Annotated in this window: 17 protein-coding genes; 7 read left to right on the top strand and 10 right to left on the bottom strand. The window is 69.2% G+C overall.

Going from position 1 to position 17,844, the window contains the following annotated elements; all coding sequences use genetic code 11:
* A partial coding sequence (locus ON27_RS13955) for a UdgX family uracil-DNA binding protein (protein ID WP_043725869.1) occupies nucleotides 1–563 on the top strand: 563 nt, incomplete at its 5' end.
* Nucleotides 564–602: 39 nt separating this feature from the next.
* Nucleotides 603–995 carry an ankyrin repeat domain-containing protein gene (locus tag ON27_RS13950; RefSeq protein WP_043725825.1) on the top strand — a complete coding sequence of 131 codons (393 nt, stop codon included), beginning with the start codon at nucleotides 603–605 and terminating at the stop codon, nucleotides 993–995.
* Between the two features lie 6 nt (nucleotides 996–1,001).
* Here ON27_RS13950 and ON27_RS13945 read toward each other — a convergent pair whose 3' ends face one another.
* Entirely contained in the window at nucleotides 1,002–2,375 is a 1,374-nt protein-coding gene (locus tag ON27_RS13945) for an FAD-dependent oxidoreductase (RefSeq protein ID WP_043725822.1), read from the bottom strand.
* Nucleotides 2,376–2,526: 151 nt separating this feature from the next.
* Here ON27_RS13945 and ON27_RS13940 point away from each other — a divergent pair, with 151 nt between their 5' ends.
* Nucleotides 2,527–4,089, top strand: a complete 1,563-nt coding sequence (locus ON27_RS13940; RefSeq protein ID WP_043725862.1) for an amino acid permease — start codon at nucleotides 2,527–2,529, stop codon at nucleotides 4,087–4,089.
* Nucleotides 4,090–4,274: 185 nt separating this feature from the next.
* Complete coding sequence (locus ON27_RS13935; RefSeq protein ID WP_051046541.1) at nucleotides 4,275–4,874, top strand: hypothetical protein; 600 nt, start codon at nucleotides 4,275–4,277, stop codon at nucleotides 4,872–4,874.
* Nucleotides 4,875–4,891: 17 nt separating this feature from the next.
* Here ON27_RS13935 and ON27_RS13930 read toward each other — a convergent pair whose 3' ends face one another.
* A complete protein-coding gene (locus tag ON27_RS13930) occupies nucleotides 4,892–5,383 on the bottom strand; it encodes a carboxymuconolactone decarboxylase family protein (protein WP_043725818.1) in 492 nt (163 codons plus the stop codon).
* Complete coding sequence (locus ON27_RS13925; RefSeq protein ID WP_043725815.1) at nucleotides 5,380–6,462, bottom strand: NAD(P)H-dependent amine dehydrogenase family protein; 1,083 nt, start codon at nucleotides 6,460–6,462, stop codon at nucleotides 5,380–5,382. The genes ON27_RS13930 and ON27_RS13925 overlap by 4 nt, the downstream gene beginning before the upstream one ends.
* A gap of 414 nt (nucleotides 6,463–6,876) precedes the next feature.
* Here ON27_RS13925 and ON27_RS13920 point away from each other — a divergent pair, with 414 nt between their 5' ends.
* From ON27_RS13920 to ON27_RS13910, 3 genes are all read left to right on the top strand, one after another.
* A complete protein-coding gene (locus ON27_RS13920) occupies nucleotides 6,877–9,219 on the top strand; it encodes a tetratricopeptide repeat protein (protein ID WP_043725812.1) in 2,343 nt (780 codons plus the stop codon).
* Between the two features lie 326 nt (nucleotides 9,220–9,545).
* Nucleotides 9,546–10,358 carry a 23S ribosomal RNA methyltransferase Erm gene (gene erm, locus ON27_RS13915; protein ID WP_043725811.1) on the top strand — a complete coding sequence of 271 codons (813 nt, stop codon included), beginning with the start codon at nucleotides 9,546–9,548 and terminating at the stop codon, nucleotides 10,356–10,358.
* A gap of 40 nt (nucleotides 10,359–10,398) precedes the next feature.
* Entirely contained in the window at nucleotides 10,399–11,586 is a 1,188-nt protein-coding gene (locus tag ON27_RS13910; protein ID WP_051046539.1) for an alpha-hydroxy-acid oxidizing protein, read from the top strand.
* 87 nt (nucleotides 11,587–11,673) lie between these two features.
* Here the strand turns inward: ON27_RS13910 and thpD are convergent, their stop codons facing one another.
* From thpD to ON27_RS13875, 7 genes are all read right to left on the bottom strand, one after another.
* A complete protein-coding gene (gene thpD / locus ON27_RS13905; RefSeq protein WP_043725807.1) occupies nucleotides 11,674–12,579 on the bottom strand; it encodes an ectoine hydroxylase in 906 nt (301 codons plus the stop codon).
* An 8-nt stretch (nucleotides 12,580–12,587) separates the two neighbouring features.
* A complete protein-coding gene (locus tag ON27_RS13900; RefSeq protein WP_043725804.1) occupies nucleotides 12,588–12,986 on the bottom strand; it encodes an ectoine synthase in 399 nt (132 codons plus the stop codon).
* Nucleotides 12,983–14,260, bottom strand: coding sequence for a diaminobutyrate--2-oxoglutarate transaminase (gene ectB, locus ON27_RS13895; RefSeq protein ID WP_043725802.1), 1,278 nt, complete (start codon nucleotides 14,258–14,260; stop codon nucleotides 12,983–12,985). Before ectB ends, ON27_RS13900 begins: the two co-directional genes overlap by 4 nt.
* On the bottom strand, nucleotides 14,257–14,859 hold the full coding sequence (gene ectA / locus ON27_RS13890; protein ID WP_083887560.1) for a diaminobutyrate acetyltransferase: 603 nt from the start codon (nucleotides 14,857–14,859) through the stop codon (nucleotides 14,257–14,259). Before ectA ends, ectB begins: the two co-directional genes overlap by 4 nt.
* Nucleotides 14,860–14,941: 82 nt before the next feature.
* Nucleotides 14,942–16,051, bottom strand: a complete 1,110-nt coding sequence (locus ON27_RS13885) for a sensor histidine kinase (protein WP_083887563.1) — start codon at nucleotides 16,049–16,051, stop codon at nucleotides 14,942–14,944.
* Nucleotides 16,038–16,748, bottom strand: a complete 711-nt coding sequence (locus ON27_RS13880) for a response regulator transcription factor (RefSeq protein ID WP_043725799.1) — start codon at nucleotides 16,746–16,748, stop codon at nucleotides 16,038–16,040. Before ON27_RS13880 ends, ON27_RS13885 begins: the two co-directional genes overlap by 14 nt.
* Nucleotides 16,749–17,194: 446 nt before the next feature.
* Nucleotides 17,195–17,542 (bottom strand): hypothetical protein, encoded by a 348-nt coding sequence (locus ON27_RS13875; protein WP_051046536.1) that lies wholly within the window; start codon nucleotides 17,540–17,542, stop codon nucleotides 17,195–17,197.
* Nucleotides 17,543–17,844: the final 302 nt, after the last annotated feature.

The raw sequence follows: 17,844 nt of genomic DNA, 5'->3' as shown, positions 1-17,844 counted from the left end.
CCTGTGACTGCCACGGCTGCGATCTCTACCGCCACGCCACCCAGACCGTGTTCGGCGCCGGTCCCCCGGACGCGGACGTGGTGCTGATCGGCGAGCAGCCCGGCGATCAGGAGGACGTCGTGGGTGAGCCTTTCGTCGGTCCGGCGGGGCGGCTGCTGGACCGAGCGCTCGCGGAGGTCGGCATCGACCGCGACGCGGTGTACGTGACCAACGCGGTGAAGCACTTCAAGTTCGTGGAGCGCGGAAAGCGACGCATTCACAAGCAGCCGGGCCGCACGGAGGTGGTCGCCTGCTCGGCGTGGCTGGACGCCGAACTCGGCCTGCTCAGGCCGCGTCTGGTGGTGTGTCTCGGCGCGATCGGCGCGCAGGCGGTGCTCGGCCCGTCGTTCAAGGTCAGCGAGCGCCGCGGTGAGATCGTCGAAACAGCGGACTTCCGTGTGATCGCCACGGTGCACCCCTCCTCGGTGTTGCGCGCCCCCGACCGGACGGCGGCCTACGAGGCGTTCGTCGCCGATCTGCGCATCGTGCGGGAACAGCTGGTAAAGCCCGCCGCGAAGCGCTGAGTTCGGGAGACCCGCGCATCTCGTGATAGGAGTGAGCAGATGAGCGCTGACGAGATCGACCCGGAACTGCTCGAGCTGGCCACCAAGGTGTTCGACTTCGCGCGACGCGGCGACACCGCGAGCTTGGCCGCCTATGTGGACGCGGGCGTGCCGGCCGACCTCACCAACGAGGCGGGCGACACGCTACTCATGCTCGCCGCCTACCACGGGCACGCCGATGCGGTGGCGGCACTGCTGAAGCGGTCGGCCGATCCGGACCGCGCCAACGACAAGGGCCAGACCCCGCTGGCGGGAGCGGTGTTCAAGGGTGAGACCGAGATCGTGCGTCAGCTCCTGGCTGCGGGCGCCGATCCTGACGCGGGCACCCCGTCCGCCCGCGCCGCCGCCGTCATGTTCGGCAGGACCGACCTGCTCGAACGCTTCGACGCCTGAGCGTGGCTACCCGCGCCCGCGCACCGCGCCGACGGCCTTTCGCGCGGCCACCAGAACCGGGTCCCACACCGGCGAGAACGGCGGGGCGTAGCCGAGATCGAGCACCGTCATCTGCTCGACGGTCATCCTGGCGGTCAGCGCGACCGCCGCGATGTCCACCCGTTTGCCTGCGCCCTCGCGTCCCACGATCTGCGTCCCGAGCAAGCGACCGGTGAAGCGCTCGGCGAGAATCTTCACCGTCATCGGCGCCGCGTCCGGGTAATAGCCCGCCCGGTTGGTGGATTCGACGGTGACGGTCACGTATTGCAGGCCCGCCGCCCGAGCGTCCTTCTCGCGGAGACCGGTACGGGCCACCTCTAGTTCGCACACCTTGCTGACCGCGGTGCCCACCACGCCGGGGAAGACGGCGTATCCGCCGCCGATGTTCGCGCCGATGATCTGACCGTGCTTGTTGGCGTGCGTGCCCAGCGGAATGTGGCGTTCGCGGCCGGAGACCAGGTCCAGCACCTCCACGCAATCGCCACCAGCCCAAACGTTCTCGTACCCGCGCACCCGCATGGCCGGATCGGTCCGCAGCCCCCCGTGCTGCCCGAGCGGCAGACCGGCGGCGCGTGCCAGGTCGGTCTCCGGGCGCACGCCGATGCCGAGCACCACGACGTCCGCGGGGTATTCTGCGGTGTCGGTGACCACCGCGGCGACTCGGCCGTCGGCACCGGTCCGGATCTCGGACACCTCCGCGTCGCCCACCACTTTGATGCCCATCCCGCACATGGCGTCGCGGACCAAGGCGCCCATGTCGGGATCGAGCGTGGACATCGGTTCGGCGCTGCGGTTGACCATCGTGACGTCGTAGCCGCGCCGGATCAGGGCCTCGGCCATCTCCACGCCGATGTAACCGGCGCCGACGACCACGGCGCGCTGGCCGCCCGCCCGCTCCAGCGTGTCGAGCAACGCCTGCCCGTCGTCGAGGGTCTGCACGCCGTGCACACCGTCGGCGTCGATGCCGGGCAGGGAGGGGCGCAGCGGGCGGGCACCGGTGGCGATCACCAGGTGGTCGTAGGGCAGCCATGCCGGTGCGCCGGATTCCCGGTCGTGGTAGCGCACCCGGGCCGCGTCGACGTCGATCTCGGTCACCTCGGTGTGCAGGCGCAGATCGATGGCGCGGGAGCGGTGCTCCTGCGGTGTGCGCGCGATGAGCGAGTCCCGCTCGGCGACATGCCCGCCGACCCAGTAGGGAATCCCGCAGGCCGAGTACGAGGCGAACCGGCCGCGTTCGAACACGACGATCTCCAGCGCGCTCGCGTCTTTCATCCGGCGCGCCTGCGAGGCTGCCGACATCCCCGTCGCGTCACCGCCGATGACCACCAGTCGCTCGCTCATGGCCCTACGCTACGTTCGGCGCCCGCCGCACGGGCGCCGGGGCGGTCGTTCCACGGATTCGCTGGTTGCCGTGCGGTTGACCGATCGGTACTTCACACTGAACGTCTGGCAAACGCGGTATGAGGGCAGCGTTTTCACCCGGGAGCACGATATGACCGAGACTCGACCCCCTTCCGACGACGAACGTCGGCTCGCCGAACTGGGCTACAAACAGGAACTCGCCAGATCCTGGTCCGGATTCTCGAATTTCGCCATCAGCTTCACCATCGTGTCCATCCTCACCGGTGGACTGGCCAGTTACGGCATCGGCCTGGCCAACGGAGGGCCGATCACGATGGCTTGGGGATGGCCCCTGGTCTCGGTCATGGTGCTGCTGGTCGGCCTGGCCATGGCGGAATTGGCCTCCGCCTACCCGACCTCGGGCGGGCTGTACTGGTGGGCCGCCGAACTGGGCGGACCGGTGTGGGGCTGGTTCACCGGATGGTTCAACCTGATCGGGCAGATCGCCGTCACCGCGGCGATCGATTACGGCGCGGCGATCTTCACCACGGTCGTGCTGAACGTCGTCGGAATCGAGATCGGCACCGACCGCACCGCGATCTTCCTGGTGTTCGCCGCGATCCTGGTGCTGCACGCCGTATTGAACGCGATCGGGCCGCACCTGTCGGCGGTGATCAACAACGTGTCCGCGTGGTGGCACGTCGGCGGCGTGGCGATCTTCGTGGTCGTGCTCGGATTCGGCGCGCGACATCATCAGAGCGCCGAATTCGTCTTCACCGAGACGGTCGACAACAGCGCGATCGGATTCGGCGGGGTCGCGTTCAGTTTCCTGCTCGGCCTGCTGCACGCGCAGTACACGTTCACCGGCTACGACGCGTCCGCCCACATGTCGGAGGAAACGCACGACGCGTCCCGGATGGCGGCCAAAGGCATCATCAACACGATCATCGTCTCGGCGATCGCCGGATACCTGCTCATCATGGCGGTGACCTTCGCCATTCCTGATCTGGACGACGCGCTCGATCCGGAGAAGAACAGCGGATACCCCGTGATCTATATCCTGGAGAACTCGCTGAGCGGGTTCTGGTCGGGCCTGCTGCTGATCATCGCGGCGGTAGCGCAACTGTTCTGCGGCTACGCCTCGGTGACCTCGGCTTCCCGAATGCTGTTCGCGTTCGCCCGCGACGGCGCGGTGCCCGGTTCGAGGCTCTGGGCGCGACTGTCCGCGCGGAAGGTGCCGGTGAACGCGGTGCTGTTCATCTCGTTCTTCGCCTTCGTGCTGCTGATTCCCTCGATGCTGGTGCCCGCGGCGAACGCGCCGACCGCCTACGCCGCGGCCACTTCGATCGCGACGATCGGGCTCTACATCGCCTATGGCATTCCGATCCTGCTGCGCCAGCGTCACGGGGCCCGATTCCGCACCGGCCCCTGGCAGCTGGGGTCGTGGTACCGCCCGATCGGCGTGGTCGCGCTGATCTGGATCGCCCTGATCGGTTTCCTGTTCATCCTGCCCACCGACGCCCGCGGATACCCATGGCACCGCGAGTTCACCTGGACCACGGTGAATTACGCGCCGATCACCTTGGTCGGCGTGGTGGGCGCGATCGGCATCTGGTGGCTCGTATCGGCACGCGTGTGGTTCACCGGGCCCAAACGAACGGTGGACGAGCCGCCCGCCGACCGGCCGGAAGAGGAAGCGCCGGCCAACGCCTGAGGCGGCAGCGGGCCGGACGCGGCTTCCCGGATCTGGCATGTCGAGTTTGTCGGCCTCGGTCGCTAGGGTGTGTCGGCATGGAAAGGACCGACCTGGTGTGTTTTTCGCCGGCTGGGAGAATCGTTTTCCCGGGAAATCCGTGGCCGGAGGGGCACGCGATCGAAGAATTCGCGTGGACCGGCCGCATGGACCAGGCCGGCGGCCTGTGGTTCGATCTGCATCTGCGGTCCGCGGCATACAACGCCGAACGCGATCCCGGTGACGACGAGGAGGACGGCGAAAGCTGGCTGTCGCCCATCGTCTGGCAGAACTATCACAGCTGCACGCTGTCGTCCACGTATTGGGGCGAGGACGATGCCACCGGGCTGCGCGCCGCCGCGCCGGGCCGTCCCTTCCTGCTCAAATCCGAGCAGCCGCAACGCCTCACGGTCGATCCGCTGCCCTTGGCCCACGCCGACGACGTCGAATGCCTGGCGTTCAACATCTATCTGCTCGGGCACGATTCGGTCGCCGACCAGGAAGTGTTCTTCACCCGGCGCGCCGACGGCAGGCACGACATCGATTGGCAGGGACGCATCGCGCTGACCTACGCGGGCCAGGTCGAATTCCGGTACCGATTCCGGGCCCGGATATCCGGCGTCACTCTCGAATACATCCGCTTTCCCGCGGAGATCTCGGCCGATCAGGCGCTGCGTCGACTCGGCGCCGTGCTCGACGCCCCCGAGGAGTTCGAACTGGGGCTGGTCGATGGGCAGCCCGCGTGGGTATCGCGAATTCCGGCGTGAACGGCCGGCGCAGCGCGCTAGCGACCGGTGGCGTGACTCGGCAGCACGCAGACCGCGTCCAGGCCGAGGACGTGGTTGAGCCGCCCGAACGCGAGCCATGAGCCGATGCTCATGCTCAACTCGACCACTTCCGCTTGGCTGTACCGGGCGAACATCCGGCTCCAGAATTCCTGATCCAGATTGTGGTGATCGGTGGCGTAGCGTTCGGCGTATTCGGCGGCGAGCCGGGTGCGTTCGTCGAAGGCGTCGGTGGTGCGCCAATTGGTGACGGCGTCGGCGAATTCGGGTTCCACCTTCGCTCCGTCGCGCTCGGTGCGCCAGTCCATGCAGAACAGGCAGCCGTTGAGCTGGGCGATGCGCAGCCTGGCGGCCTCGAACTCGCGCAGTCCGAGCGTGCTGTGCGAGTACACCGACAGCGAGAAGTTCGAGGCGGCCACGCCGATGCCGGGAACCATTTCGCCCCAGACGTAAGCGATCGGATCCTTCCCCTCGGGAATGTCGATGATCATGAGTGTTTCCTTCCGAGTTTGCCGACCGCGGGGCGCAAAGGAATGTCCAATGCGTCGTAGAGTCCCGGCTTCGCGGCCACCAGCCAGTCGATGGCGCCGACAAGGCGGCCGACCGCCGTGGCGTTCCCGCCCGCGGACCGGTTGCCGTCTTCGTCGGTCGCCTCGACGGTCACTTCGATCCGCGGGTGTCCTTCGATGATCACCCGGTGCGCACCGGCGCCGCCGTCGGCCGGCGTGGGCCAGTCGGGCGCGCAGGACGGATGGATGCGGGTGACGTGCTCGACCACCAGACGCGGCTGTCCCTCGACGATGCCCTGGACCTCGAATCGCACCGCGCCCTGGGTGCCGGCCGCGAACTCGCCCATGGACGTCGTGGCGACGGTGACGTCCAGGGCGCGCCGGTCCAGCGTCTCCCGGATCTCGTCGAGTTCGACGCCGAGCGCCCGCGCCATGAGCCGAATCTGCCCGCCCCAGACCATGGTCGGCACCGACGGCGCGAGCATCGGCGGCTGGTAGTCCATCGGCTGGCCCATGCCGACCAGATAGCGCACCGAGTCGGGCTGGTCGTAGGTGGAGTAGTCGAAGATCTCCTGGCAGCGGATCATGTCCACCGTGCTGCCGAGCCCGCTGATCAGCAGGGGCAGCACGTCGTTGCCCCAACCGGGGTCGATGCCGGAGACGAACAGCGATCCGCCGCCTTCGGCGATCGCGGCCAGCACCGGTTCCCGTATCTGCGGCGGTGCGTTGCGCGGATCGTAGAGCGTGTACAGGGCCGGGGTGACGACCACCGCGCCCGCGCGTAGTGCGCGCACGATATCGGCGAGCGCGTCGTCGGGGCGGATGTCGCCGGAGGCCGCGTAGACCACCGCGGCCGGGCGCGCGTCCAGCACATCGCCGATGTCGTCGGTGGCGCCGACGCCGAGGTCGCGACCGAGTCCGGCGAGTCGGCCCGCGTCGCGGCCGATCTTCGCCGGATCGTGCACGAGCACGCCGGTCAGGCGCAGCGCCGGGTGGGCGTCGACGGCCCGGATGGCCGCCCGGCCGACATTGCCGGTGCCCCAGACCACCGTGGAGATCATCGATCGAGCGTAGCAAGCGCTTGGTCGGCTGTTCGGCGTTCCGAGAAAGCCCTCGCACTTCCGATTCGATGTACCCCGCCCCGCCGGTTCGGGGGCGGGGCAGGTCGTCCCGTGGCCGCCGCCGTCCCGCTGCTCGGTGTCGCCGATGTGACGTTCATCCCACCGGAGGACATTCCAGCCGTCATCGTGCCGCTGATCGTGCTCTGTGCCGGTAGCGCGGTAGCCGGCAGGGTCCGGACACGCCCCTGTGCACCGTTGGGAAATGACGTGAACTCCCCGGTAGCGTTGGCGTCAGGGGCATTACCGACCGCCAGGGCATTGCGGCGCAGTTCCAGTTCGCGGCGAGTACGGTATACCCCGCCGCCCGGCGCGGGGGCGGCGGTCGGGATCGGGTGGAAAGGCAGGCGCGCGACAGTGAACGAGCGATATTCGTCGTGGGCTGCCCGCAATTCGCCCGAAGAACTGCCGCTGGCCGCGCGCTACCAGAGCGCGGACCCGATCGTGTGGCACGGCAGCATGGTCTACCCGATGTACACCGAGCAGGTCGGCCCGGCGCCCACCACTGTCACCTTGACGATGATCTCCGCCGCGCCGCCGGCCGGACTGCGGGGGCTCGGTATGGGACTCTCCGTCGTCGACGGCTATCTCGACCTGCACGGACGTTCACTCGCCGGGGTCGACGCATGGAGCGACGCGCTGGCCGCGGGCGTCAGCTTCGACGTCACGCCGACCGCGCCGGTGACCCTGGTGACCCTGACCCCGGTCTGGGTCGACGAATTCGGCACGCAGAAGTCCTGGTCGGGCAATTACGGCATCGTGGTGGAGCACCGGCCCAACGGTCGCGTCGTCCTGTGGTGCAGCATCGGCGAAGGGCCGCCGAACTTCGCGAACCTGGTCGTGGAGGTCTCGACCGCGGCCTCGCCGGTCACGGCGGCGCCCGCCGCGCTCGCTCCCCCGCTCGGGATGGCCTCGCCCACGCTCTCGTCGGGCCCGCCCACCGCGCCCACCATGCCGGTTCCCCGTATCGACGCCGTGCCCGTCCCGACCGGTCCGGCGGCCCGGGTCGAGCCGCTCGCGCCGGAGCCCCCGGTGGCGGGGAACGGGCATCGGTCCACGAACGGGCCGGCGCCGGAGGGCAGCGAGGTCCGGCGCGCGGGCAGTCTCTTCGTGAACATGCAGTCGTCGCGCCCTGGACGATCCACTCCGCGAACTCACGATTCCGCACCGGCGGTAGCTCCGGACGCGCCGCCGGACACCGGGCGCCTCACGGCAAGCCCGTCGAGTGGATCGCCGGTCGCGGACGTCATGGACAGCGCCTCACACGCCGCACCGCCCGAGCCAGAGGGTGTGAACTCGGCCTTCGGCGCGCTGGTTCCGCACGCGCGCACCGAACCACCCGCACGCACTGTTCACGACTCCTCGGGCGGAAGCGGGAGACCCACAGCGGATCCCTACGGCGCCTTCGGCCCTCCCGTCGCGCATACCCACCCTCCAGAAGACCCAGCACGGCACACCGCCGGCCTGCCGATCGGCAACCCGCGATCTGGACCGGGAGGTCCGTCCTCCCCTACCACCCGACCCGCACCGGACGGTCCGCACAACGGTTCCGGCCCAGTAGCCACGAACTCCTGGACCACCGACGACTCCTTCCGCGCCTTCGACCACGCAGAACCGCACACACCGGTCCCGGCACCGACGTTGCCGACCAACCCGGGCCCAGCGGAAGCCACTCCCCCTGCGGCCGTCGCGGACTCCGCACCCGCCCGGCCCACAGCGGCCTGGTATCGCGCTTTCGACGGCACGGCGCAGGTCGCGCCGCCCGCCTCCGCTCTCCCCGTGGAATCCCCTTCGACTCCACATTCTTCCGAGGCAGCACGTCCGACCACAGACGGCCCGCACACCGGGTCGAATTCGCCCGCCGCGAACCCGGCTCCCCCTGTGGACTCCTACCGCGCTTCCGATCCCACGGGCTCGCACCCTCCGGGTCCCACGCGAACAGCGCCGCTCGATCCAGGCCCAGCACAAGCACATCCCGCCCTGATCATCCCTGGCGCACCAGCCCCTGCCCCCGGCGGTCCGCATACCGGCGCCAACCCGCAGGCCACGAGCCCTGCCCTGCCCGCCGACTCCTTCCGCCCTTTCGACCCGGCGGACACGCACCCCCCGGACACAACAGAGGCCGCTTCCGGCTCGCCGCGGGAGCCGCATCGAACGCAGGGGGGCACGACATCATCCGGTGGCCCGCATGCGCCCGCGGCGCACGTCTCCACTGACGCGCCCGCCTCGCTGAGAGCGAACACCCACCCCGCATCGAGCCCTCGGGTTCCCGACACCGCTCCGGCGCCGGGCGGGCTCGGCCAGCCCGGCGCACGACCCGTGGCGGCCGATGTCTCGCCGCGGGCGAGCACGCCGGGGCAGTCGGGCGACCCCGGCTATCGCGGCGCGCTCTACGACCTCGGCGTCGCGATGTACCGCCGCGGCGAGGAAGAACAGGCGTGCGGCCTCTGGGCCCAGGCCTCCGAGGCGGGGCACGCGGGTGCCGCGTACGAACTCGGCATGGTGCGACTGCGGCGCGGCGATCCCCTGGGAGCCGAATCCTGGTGGCGCACCGCCGCCGACCGCCGCGAACCTCGCGCCATCGCCGAGCTCGCCGATCTGCTCGATCAGCTGGGCAAGCACGCGGAGGCCAAATCCTGGCGGACCTACGCTGCGGAGCAGCAGGACTCGGACGTGGTCGGTCAGTCGACGTCGCGCTGAGCCGGGCGGTGGGGTCCACCGCACCTGTCCCGGAAAAGAACTGGCATCCGAATGCGCGGATGTCGTAGGTTGCGTGGCATGTGTGGCAGTCCTGGTGTGAACGGAGGGTGCGCGGTCGGCGCGTACTACATCCGGCTGCGTACGGAGGCTCGGGCTCTGCCGGCGCACCGTAACGCTCCGATCCGCTGATCCGTTCGATGATCTGCTGATCCGTTCGATCGGAGTCCCCGCCGGCGGCCGGTAGCGGCCGCTGGGCTCGTCGTGCCCTGGCATGGGTCCGGGCGAATCAATTTTCCTGATTCGACCACTCCGTTCGGAGGACACCCATGTCCCGTCACCGTTCTCTTTCGCATGCCCGCGGCAACGGCAGCCGCGCCGCGCCCACGCGTAAGCGGCTGTCGCAGAACTTCCTCACCGATGCCCGTGCCGCCCGGTCGATCGTGCGCGCTTCCGGCGTCACCGGCGACGACCTCGTCCTCGAGATCGGCCCCGGTGACGGCATGCTGACCAGGCAACTGCTCGGCGCGGCCGGCCGGGTGCGCGCCTTTGAGAAGGACCCGCACTACGCGGCCCTGCTGCGCAGGCGATACGCCGACGATCCGCGAATCCGCTTGTACCATCAGGACTTCCGCACCGTGCGACCGCCGAACGAGCCGTTCGCGGTCGTGGCCAACGTGCCGTTCGCCATCACCACCGACATCGTGCGCTGGTGCCTGGCCGCGCGACAGCTCACCTCGGCGACCCTGCTCACCCAACTGGAGTTCGCCCGCAAGCACTCCGGCGCCTACGGCCGGTGGACCAAGCTCACCGTCGGCCACTGGCCCACGACGGTGGTGGAACTGGGCGCGCGCGTCGGCAGGCACAGCTTCCATCCGGTGCCCCAGGTCGACGCCGCCGTGCTGCGATTGCGCAACCGGCCCGTTCCGCTGCTGCCGCGCGAGCGGTTCGGTGACTACCGCCGAGTGGTGGAACTGGGTTTCTCCGGCGTCGGGGGCAGTGTCGCGGCGTCGTTGCGTCGGGAGTTCCCGGCCCACGCCGTGCGCAGCGCCTGCGCAGCCGCCGGGATACCGCTCGGCCAGCCGGTGGGGCTGGTCTCACCGGATCGCTGGCTGACCCTCTATCGCGCGCTGCGCGCCTGACCGGAATCGAGATCGCTACAAGAACGTATCGGATACATTCATGCATCGAGACGAGGACAGGAGCAGCGTGACCAACTTCGGCGACTACCAGAACGAGATCTACTTCCAGGGGCTCGGGGGTGTGCTGCCCGATCTCCCGATGACCTACGCCGAGTTGGAGGCCAAGGCGCGGGCCGCGCTGCCGCCGAGCATCTGGTCGTACGTAGCGGGTGGCGCGGGCGACGAACTCACCCAGCGGGCCAATGTGGCGGCTTTCGAGAAACTGGGCTTGGTCCCCCGCATGCTGCGGGCGAGCAAGACGCGCGACCTCTCGATCGAGCTGTTCGGGATGAAGCTGCCGACACCGATCTTCCTGGCTCCGGTCGGAGTGATCGGGTTGTGCGCACAGGACGGGCACGGTGACATCGCCACCGCGCGGGCCGCGGCGCGCACCGGCGTCCCGATGGTCGCCTCCACCCTCACCGTCGATCCGCTGGAGGTGGTGGCCGCGGCGTTCGGCGACACCCCGGGCATGTTCCAGCTCTACACCCCGACCAACCGGGAGCTGGCACAGAGCCTGGTACACCGGGCGGAGGCCGCGGGATTCAAGGCCATCGTGGTCACCCTGGACACCTGGGTGCCCGGCTGGCGTCCGCGTGATCTGGCGGTGTCCAACTTCCCGCAGCTGCGCGGACACTGTCTGGCCAACTACTTCAGCGATCCGGTGTTCCGCGCCCTGCTGCCCAGCCCGCCCGAACAAGACCCGAAAACCGCCATCCTGACCTGGATCTCGCTGTTCGGCAACGCGTTGACCTGGGACGACCTGGCCTGGCTGCGGTCGCTGACCGACCTGCCGCTCGTGCTCAAGGGCATCTGCCATCCCGACGACGCCCGGCGGGCCGCGGACGCGGGCGTGGACGGCATCTACTGCTCGAATCACGGCGGCAGGCAGGCCAACGGCGGCATCCCGGCGATCGAGCATCTGCCGGAGGTGGTGGCGGCGGCCGACAGTCTGCCCGTGCTGTTCGACTCCGGCATCCGCACCGGCGCCGACATCGTCAAAGCGCTGGCGCTCGGCGCGACGGCCGTCGGCATCGGCCGCCCCTACCCGTACGGGCTCGCCCTCGGCGGCGTGGACGGCCTCGTGCACGTGCTGCGCTCACTGCTGGCCGAGGCGGACCTGCTCATGGCCGTGAACGGGTATCCGGCGATCAGCGACCTCACTCCGGAGGCGATCCGGCGCGTCTGACCCGAGCCCCGTGCCGAGCGAAACGCCCCGCGCGCGCGGCTCGCCCGACAGGTGGGGGGCGAGTCGCACACGCGGGGCGGCTCTCGATCAGGCCGACAGCGGCGTGAAGTCGCGGCTGCCGATGTAGCCCGGTCGCGGCGCGGGCGCGGCGAACGGCTCGACGAGCGTGTTGTGCACGCTGTTGAACACCACGAAGATGTTCGACCGCGGGAACGGCGTGATGTTGTTCGACGACCCGTGCATCAGATTGGAGTCGAACAGCAGCGCCGAGCCCGCCCGGCCGGTGAACTGACTGATCCCGTAGCGGTTCGCCAGCGCGGTGATGTCGTCGGTCGTCGGCACGCCGATCTCCTGCTCCTGCAGCGACTCCCGATAGTGCTCGGCCGGGGTGCTGCCCAGGCACGGCACGAAGGTGTGGTGCGAGCCCGGCATCACCATGAGGCTGCCGTTGATCGGGTAGTTGTCGGTCAGCGCGATCGACAGGCTCACCGCACGCGGCGCGGGCATGCCGTCCTCGGCGTGCCAGGTCTCGAAATCGGAGTGCCAGTAGAAACCGGTGCCGCGGAAACCGGGCATGTAGTTCACCCGGCTCTGGTGCACGTACACCGGCGACCCCAGCACCTGCTCGGCGAGCCGGAGCACCCGCGGCTGACGCACCAGCTCGGCGATCGCCTCGCTCAGCTTGTGCACTTCGAAGACCGAGCGCACCCGGTTCGACGACTTCTCCACGATGACCCGGTCGTCGTCGCGCAGGGCCGGGTCGTTGGCGAGCCTGCTGATCTCGCCGCTGAACTCGGCCACTTCGTCCGGCGTGAGCAACTGGTCGAGGATGGCGAACCCGTCGGCGTCGAACGAGGCGAGTTCCGGGCTCTCGACCTCTCCCCACACCGCGGGGTCGGCGCGCTCCAAGTGCGGAGCGGCCGCGCCGAGACGGGTCGGGTAGCGATCGTAGCGAGCCGTCTCGGGCCGGGTTTCGGTGTGCTGCAGAACCATTGGTGTGCTCAACCTCCGATCGTCGCGGCGACCAGCGGGTAGACGCCGTTGCTGTCGTGAACCTCCTGCCCGGTCACCGGCGGATTGAACACGCACATCATCCGCATCGTGGTGCGCACCTCCAAGCGGTGACGTTCATGTCCGTCGAGCAGGTACATCGAGCCGGGCCCGAGCTCGTAGGTGACGCCGTTGTCCAGATCGGTGAGAGTGCCCGAACCTTCGATGAGCCACACGGCTTCCACGTGGTGCACATAGTGGAACTCGTGCACCGTTCCCGCGTCAATGGTGGTCTCGTGGAAGGAGAAGCCGACGCCGTCGCCACCGAGGACGATGCGCTTGCTGCGCCAGCCCTCGCCCGCCACGTCACGCTCGGTGCCGGTGATCTCCTCGGTTGTGCGCACGATCATGCGACCGCCCCCATTCCGCCGCACACGGACTCGACGGCGCCGGAGAGAATGTGCAGGCCCTGGTCGAGTTCCTGCTCGGTGACCGTCAGCGGCGGCAGCAGCTTCACGACCTCGTCGGTGGATCCGGAGGTCTCCACCAGCAGGCCGCGCTCGAAGGCGATCTGGCAGACCTTGCCCGCCTGCGAGGGGTCGTCGAACACGACGCCGTGCACCAGGCCGCGTCCACGGGTGGAGATACCGGGGAAGTACCCGGCCAGCTCACCCAGGGTGCGCGCGATCTTCTCGCCCTTGGCCCGAGTCGCGGTCTGCAGGGCGTCGTCGGACCAGTAGTGGCGCAGCGCGGTCGTCGCGGTGACGAACGCCGGGTTGTTGCCGCGGAAGGTGCCGTTGTGCTCACCCGGCGACCATTCGTCCAGCTCGGGCTTGAACAGCACCAACGCCATCGGCAGGCCGTAGCCGCCGATCGACTTCGACAGCGTCACGATGTCGGGCGTGATGCCGGCGACCTCGAAGGAGAAGAACGGTCCGGTACGGCCGCAGCCCATCTGGACGTCGTCCACGATCAGCAGGATCTCCCGGTCCGCGCACAGCCCCGCGAGGTGGCGCAGCCACTCGGCGCGGGCGACGTTGACGCCGCCTTCGCCCTGCACGGTCTCCACGATCACGGCGGCGGGACGGTCGAAGCCGGAGGACGTGTCGTCGAGCACCTTCTCCATCCACTGGAAGTCCGCGGTGGTGCCGTCGAAGTAGCCGTCGTAGGGCATGTGCGCGGCGTGCACCAGCGGCACACCGGCGCCCGCGCGCTTGGCCGCGTTACCGGTGACCGACAGCGCGCCCAGGGTCATGCCGTGGAAGGCGTTGGTGAAGCTGACGATCGTCTCCCGGCCGGTGATCTTGCGGGCCAGCTTGAGCGCGGCCTCGACCGCGTTGGCGCCGGTGGGTCCGGGGAACTGGACCTTGTAGTCCAGGCCGCGCGGGGTGAAGACGGTGTCGCGCAACGTCTCCAGCAGTTCCCGCTTGGCCGCGGTGGACATGTCCAGGCCGTGGGTGATGCCGTCGCTCGCGATGTAGTCCAGCAGCGAGCGCTTGAGCACATCGTTGTTGTGCCCGTAGTTCAGCGCGCCCGCGCCCGCGAAGAAGTCCAGGTAGTCCTTGCCTTCCTCGTCGCGCAGCCAGCTGCCCTTCGCGGTGGTGAACACGGTGGGCCAGGCGCGGCAATAGCCGCGCACGTTGGACTCCAGGCTCTCGAACACGGTGGTGTCGGCGTTGATCATCGGTGATCCTCCTCGGTGGGGCGGGCGGTCGGGGCGATGCGATACAGGTCTTCGGGTGCGTGGCTGTCGGGGAAGACTCCGGCGTCGAACAGGGGGCGCTTGGTCAGATCCGCGTCTCTTTCCCGCGCCACCGACGTGAACAGCGCGATGGAACCGGCGTTGTCCGGTGAGATGGTCGTCTCGAGTACCGAGACACCTTGCGCCGCGACGCTGTTGAGCAACGTGTGCAGCAGCTCGGCGCCGATGCCACGGCCGCGCTGCGCACGGTCCACCGCGATCTGCCAGACGAAGACGGTGTCGGGGGCCTGCGGGCGGACGAATCCGATCACGTATCCCACGACGCGGCCGTCCGCTTCGGCGACCACCGAGGTCCCGGCGAAGTCCCGGCACCACATCAGGTAGGCGTAGCTCGAATTGACGTCGAGCACCGCGGATTCCTTGGCGATTCGCCACATCGCGGCGCCGTCGCCCAACCGGGGCGTGCGCAGGACCACGGCCGGTCCGGTGTCTTTCCGGCTCGGGGTGGCTCCCAGGGCGGCCGCGGCGTTGTCGACGCGCGATCGCTCGATCTCCGCTGGGGACAGGGTTGGCAGAGACATACAACTCCTCGTCGGTCAGCAGTACTTATCCAGGCTTGCGAAGCGACTTTGAGGTCGACCGGTCGACTTCTTTACGGTCGTATTACGGATGGATGTCGCCGAGGCGGGGCAGCCGCACGACGAATCGCGCGCCCCCGCCGGGCCGGTCGGTGCAGTCCACGCGGCCGCCGTGCGTGGCGACCGTCTCGGCGACCAACGCCAGGCCGATGCCCGTCCCGTCGGGCGAGCGGCGGCCGCTGCGGGCGGTCGCGAATCGTTCGAAGATCCGGCTCCGGTCCGCGGGCGCCACGCCGGGACCCGCGTCGTCGACGGTGAGCACCGCGTCGGTGCCGTCGCGGTCGACGGTGACCGCGACCACACCGCCGCCGTGCCGGTCGGCGTTGTGCAGCAGATTTGCCACCGCGCGTTCCAGCTCCACCTTGCGCCCGCGCACGGTGACGTCCTGCCGCACCGTGAGCAGCTCGCCCGGATAGCGGCGGTCGGCCAGGGTGTGGACCAGCAGGTCGCGCACCGACAGCGGCTCGGCGTCGCCGTGGTGCATGCCCGCCTCCACCCGCGCCAGCGCGAGGAGATCGTCCAGCAGCTTGCGCAGATGCTCCACTTCGGCGGTGACCAGGCCCAGCGCCCGCTGCGAACGTTCCGGCAGATCGTCGCGATGCCGGTTGAGCACGCCCACGCCGGCCATCAGGGTGGTCAGCGGGGTGCGCAGCTCGTGGCTGACGTCACCGAAGAGGCGGTGTTCGCGTTCGATGCGCCGTTGCAGCGAGTCCACCATGGTGTTGAACGACTCGACGGTGATGGCGAGGTCCTGGTCGCCGGTCGCGGGCAGCCGCAGGCCGAGGTCGCCGGAGGCGATCCGCGCGGCGGCGCCGGCGAGCTGGTGCAGCGGGGTCAGCACCCGCCTGCTCGCCCACCAGCCGACCGCGGCGCCGATCAGGGTCACCACCACCGCGCAGCCGATCAGCACGTTGCGCAGCAGATCGAGATCGGCGTTGAGATCAGCGGGCGATTCACTGCCCGCGTGCGCTCGTTGCGCCTCCAGGTAGCTGCGGCTGATCACGAACACCGAGGCGACCAGGACCAGCGACATCAGCGCGGCGATCGTCGCGAAGACGGCCGTCACGCGGGCGCGCAGGCTCCAGACGGTGGGACTCCAGCGGGGGGCGTCGAGGCAGCGCTCAGCGGCGGACATCGAGGCGGTAGCCGAGCCCACGCACCGTCACCACGATGCGCGGATCGGACGGATCCCGTTCGATCTTCGTGCGCAACCGGCGCATGTGCACGTCCACGATGCGCTCGTCGCCGAAGAACCCACGGTCCCATACCCTTTCGAGCAGCACGGTGCGACTGAGCACCCGGCCCGGCGATTCGGCCAGTTCACACAGCAAGCGGAACTCGGTGAGCGTGAGCCGGATCTCCTCGTCCCCGCGGCGGACGACACCGCTGTCCGGGGCGAGCACCAGCGGCGCCGTTTCGTCGGCCTCGAGCACCATCTCCTGCGGCGACTCCCGTTCGGCGGCAGGGCGGGAACGCCTGCGCACCGCGCGCATCCGGGCGGTGATCTCCTTGATCTCGAACGGCTTGGTGACGAAATCGTCGGCGCCTGCCTCCAGCGCGGCCACCACGTCGTGAGTGTCGTCGCGAGCGCTGACCACGATGATGGGAACGTCGTGGTCGCGGCGGATCTCGCGAATACACTCGAATCCGTCCATGCCACCGAGCATCAGATCCACGATCATGACGTCGGGGACACCATTGCTGCGCAGATGTGTGAGCGCGTCTTCGGCTTCCTCTGCCTCGTCGACGTCGTAACCCTCGTCTTCCATGGCGAGTCGTAACGCGCCACGCACCCGGTCGTCGTCTTCCACGATCATCAGGTTTGCGCTCAAGACCTTATCCCTTGCAGACATGCGGAAGCGCGTCACGATGCGGACAACCGCATCCCCATACCGACGCGACCTTCCGCTTTCGAGCAACCCTTGCTCGGCTTGGAGTACCCGGAGTCGCAGCCGGTAAACGTCCGGCAGACCGATTCGGGCCCCTTGGGTCGTCCCTCGACGCTATACGCCCGGCCGATTCGACGGGGCGCCGGGGGCTTTGTCCCCCCTCGCGATTCCGGCACAGCACATGCCTGCCATAAGTTGGCATCGGCACGAAAATTGCTGGGCAACAAGGTTTTTGGAGAACGTAGTCGAACTTCCCCGAACCCACGCCCACCACAGGGCCGATAACGAAGCTCACCACGAATCCGTGCCCTGCGTCACATATCTCACCGGCTTCCGGTTGTCGACGGGCGACGGTGACCGGTCTCACGGCCTTTCCAGCGGTCGCCCGGCTATCGCGGCGGCTCCAAGCGGTTGAAGTTGCTCGGCGGACGGTCGGAGCTCTGCTCCTGATACCAGAAACGCAACTTCCGGTCGTCGAAGGTGGCGAACCACTCGTCCCATCCCACCCGGCGCAGCACGGCGCCACCGTAGCCGGGGAAGTCGAACCGCAGCACCCCGAGCCGTCCGTTGTACTCGCTGCCCGGCACGGTGGCGGGCCGGGCGCCGCGCTGTTCGGCCCAGCGACGGATGACGTCGTGATTCCTGGTGACGGAAATCCCCTCGGCCTGGGTCGGCGACGCTGCACCACCCGGCCCGAACCGCGGATTCCGGGTGCGTGGTCGGCGCTGGTCGGTCATGACGAGCTCCTCGAGCCATCGGCATCTGTTGTCCGGCTCCTGTCTGACTACCCGGCGGACATAATCCGCAAACTGGTCGGCCGAACCGTGGGCCGGGCGAGCCGGTCCCGGTTCGCCCGGTGGGCGATGGGTACCCGGCCGATGATCGGCTGCTGCGCTGGTTTCCGGACGTAGCGCACGGCGATCGCCCGACGATCGGAAGGAGTTCGCATGTCCAGCGTCGACGCTACGCAACCGGTTCCACCCACACCCGAGCCGGACCCGGTGCCGCCCATTCCCGAACCCGATCCGGTGCCGCCCAT

The sequence above is a fragment of the Nocardia asiatica NBRC 100129 genome (assembly GCF_000308415.1).
GTDB lineage: Bacteria > Actinomycetota > Actinomycetes > Mycobacteriales > Mycobacteriaceae > Nocardia > Nocardia asiatica.
Note: the sequence above shows the minus strand (reverse complement) of the source record. Positions and strands in the feature narration are given on the sequence as shown.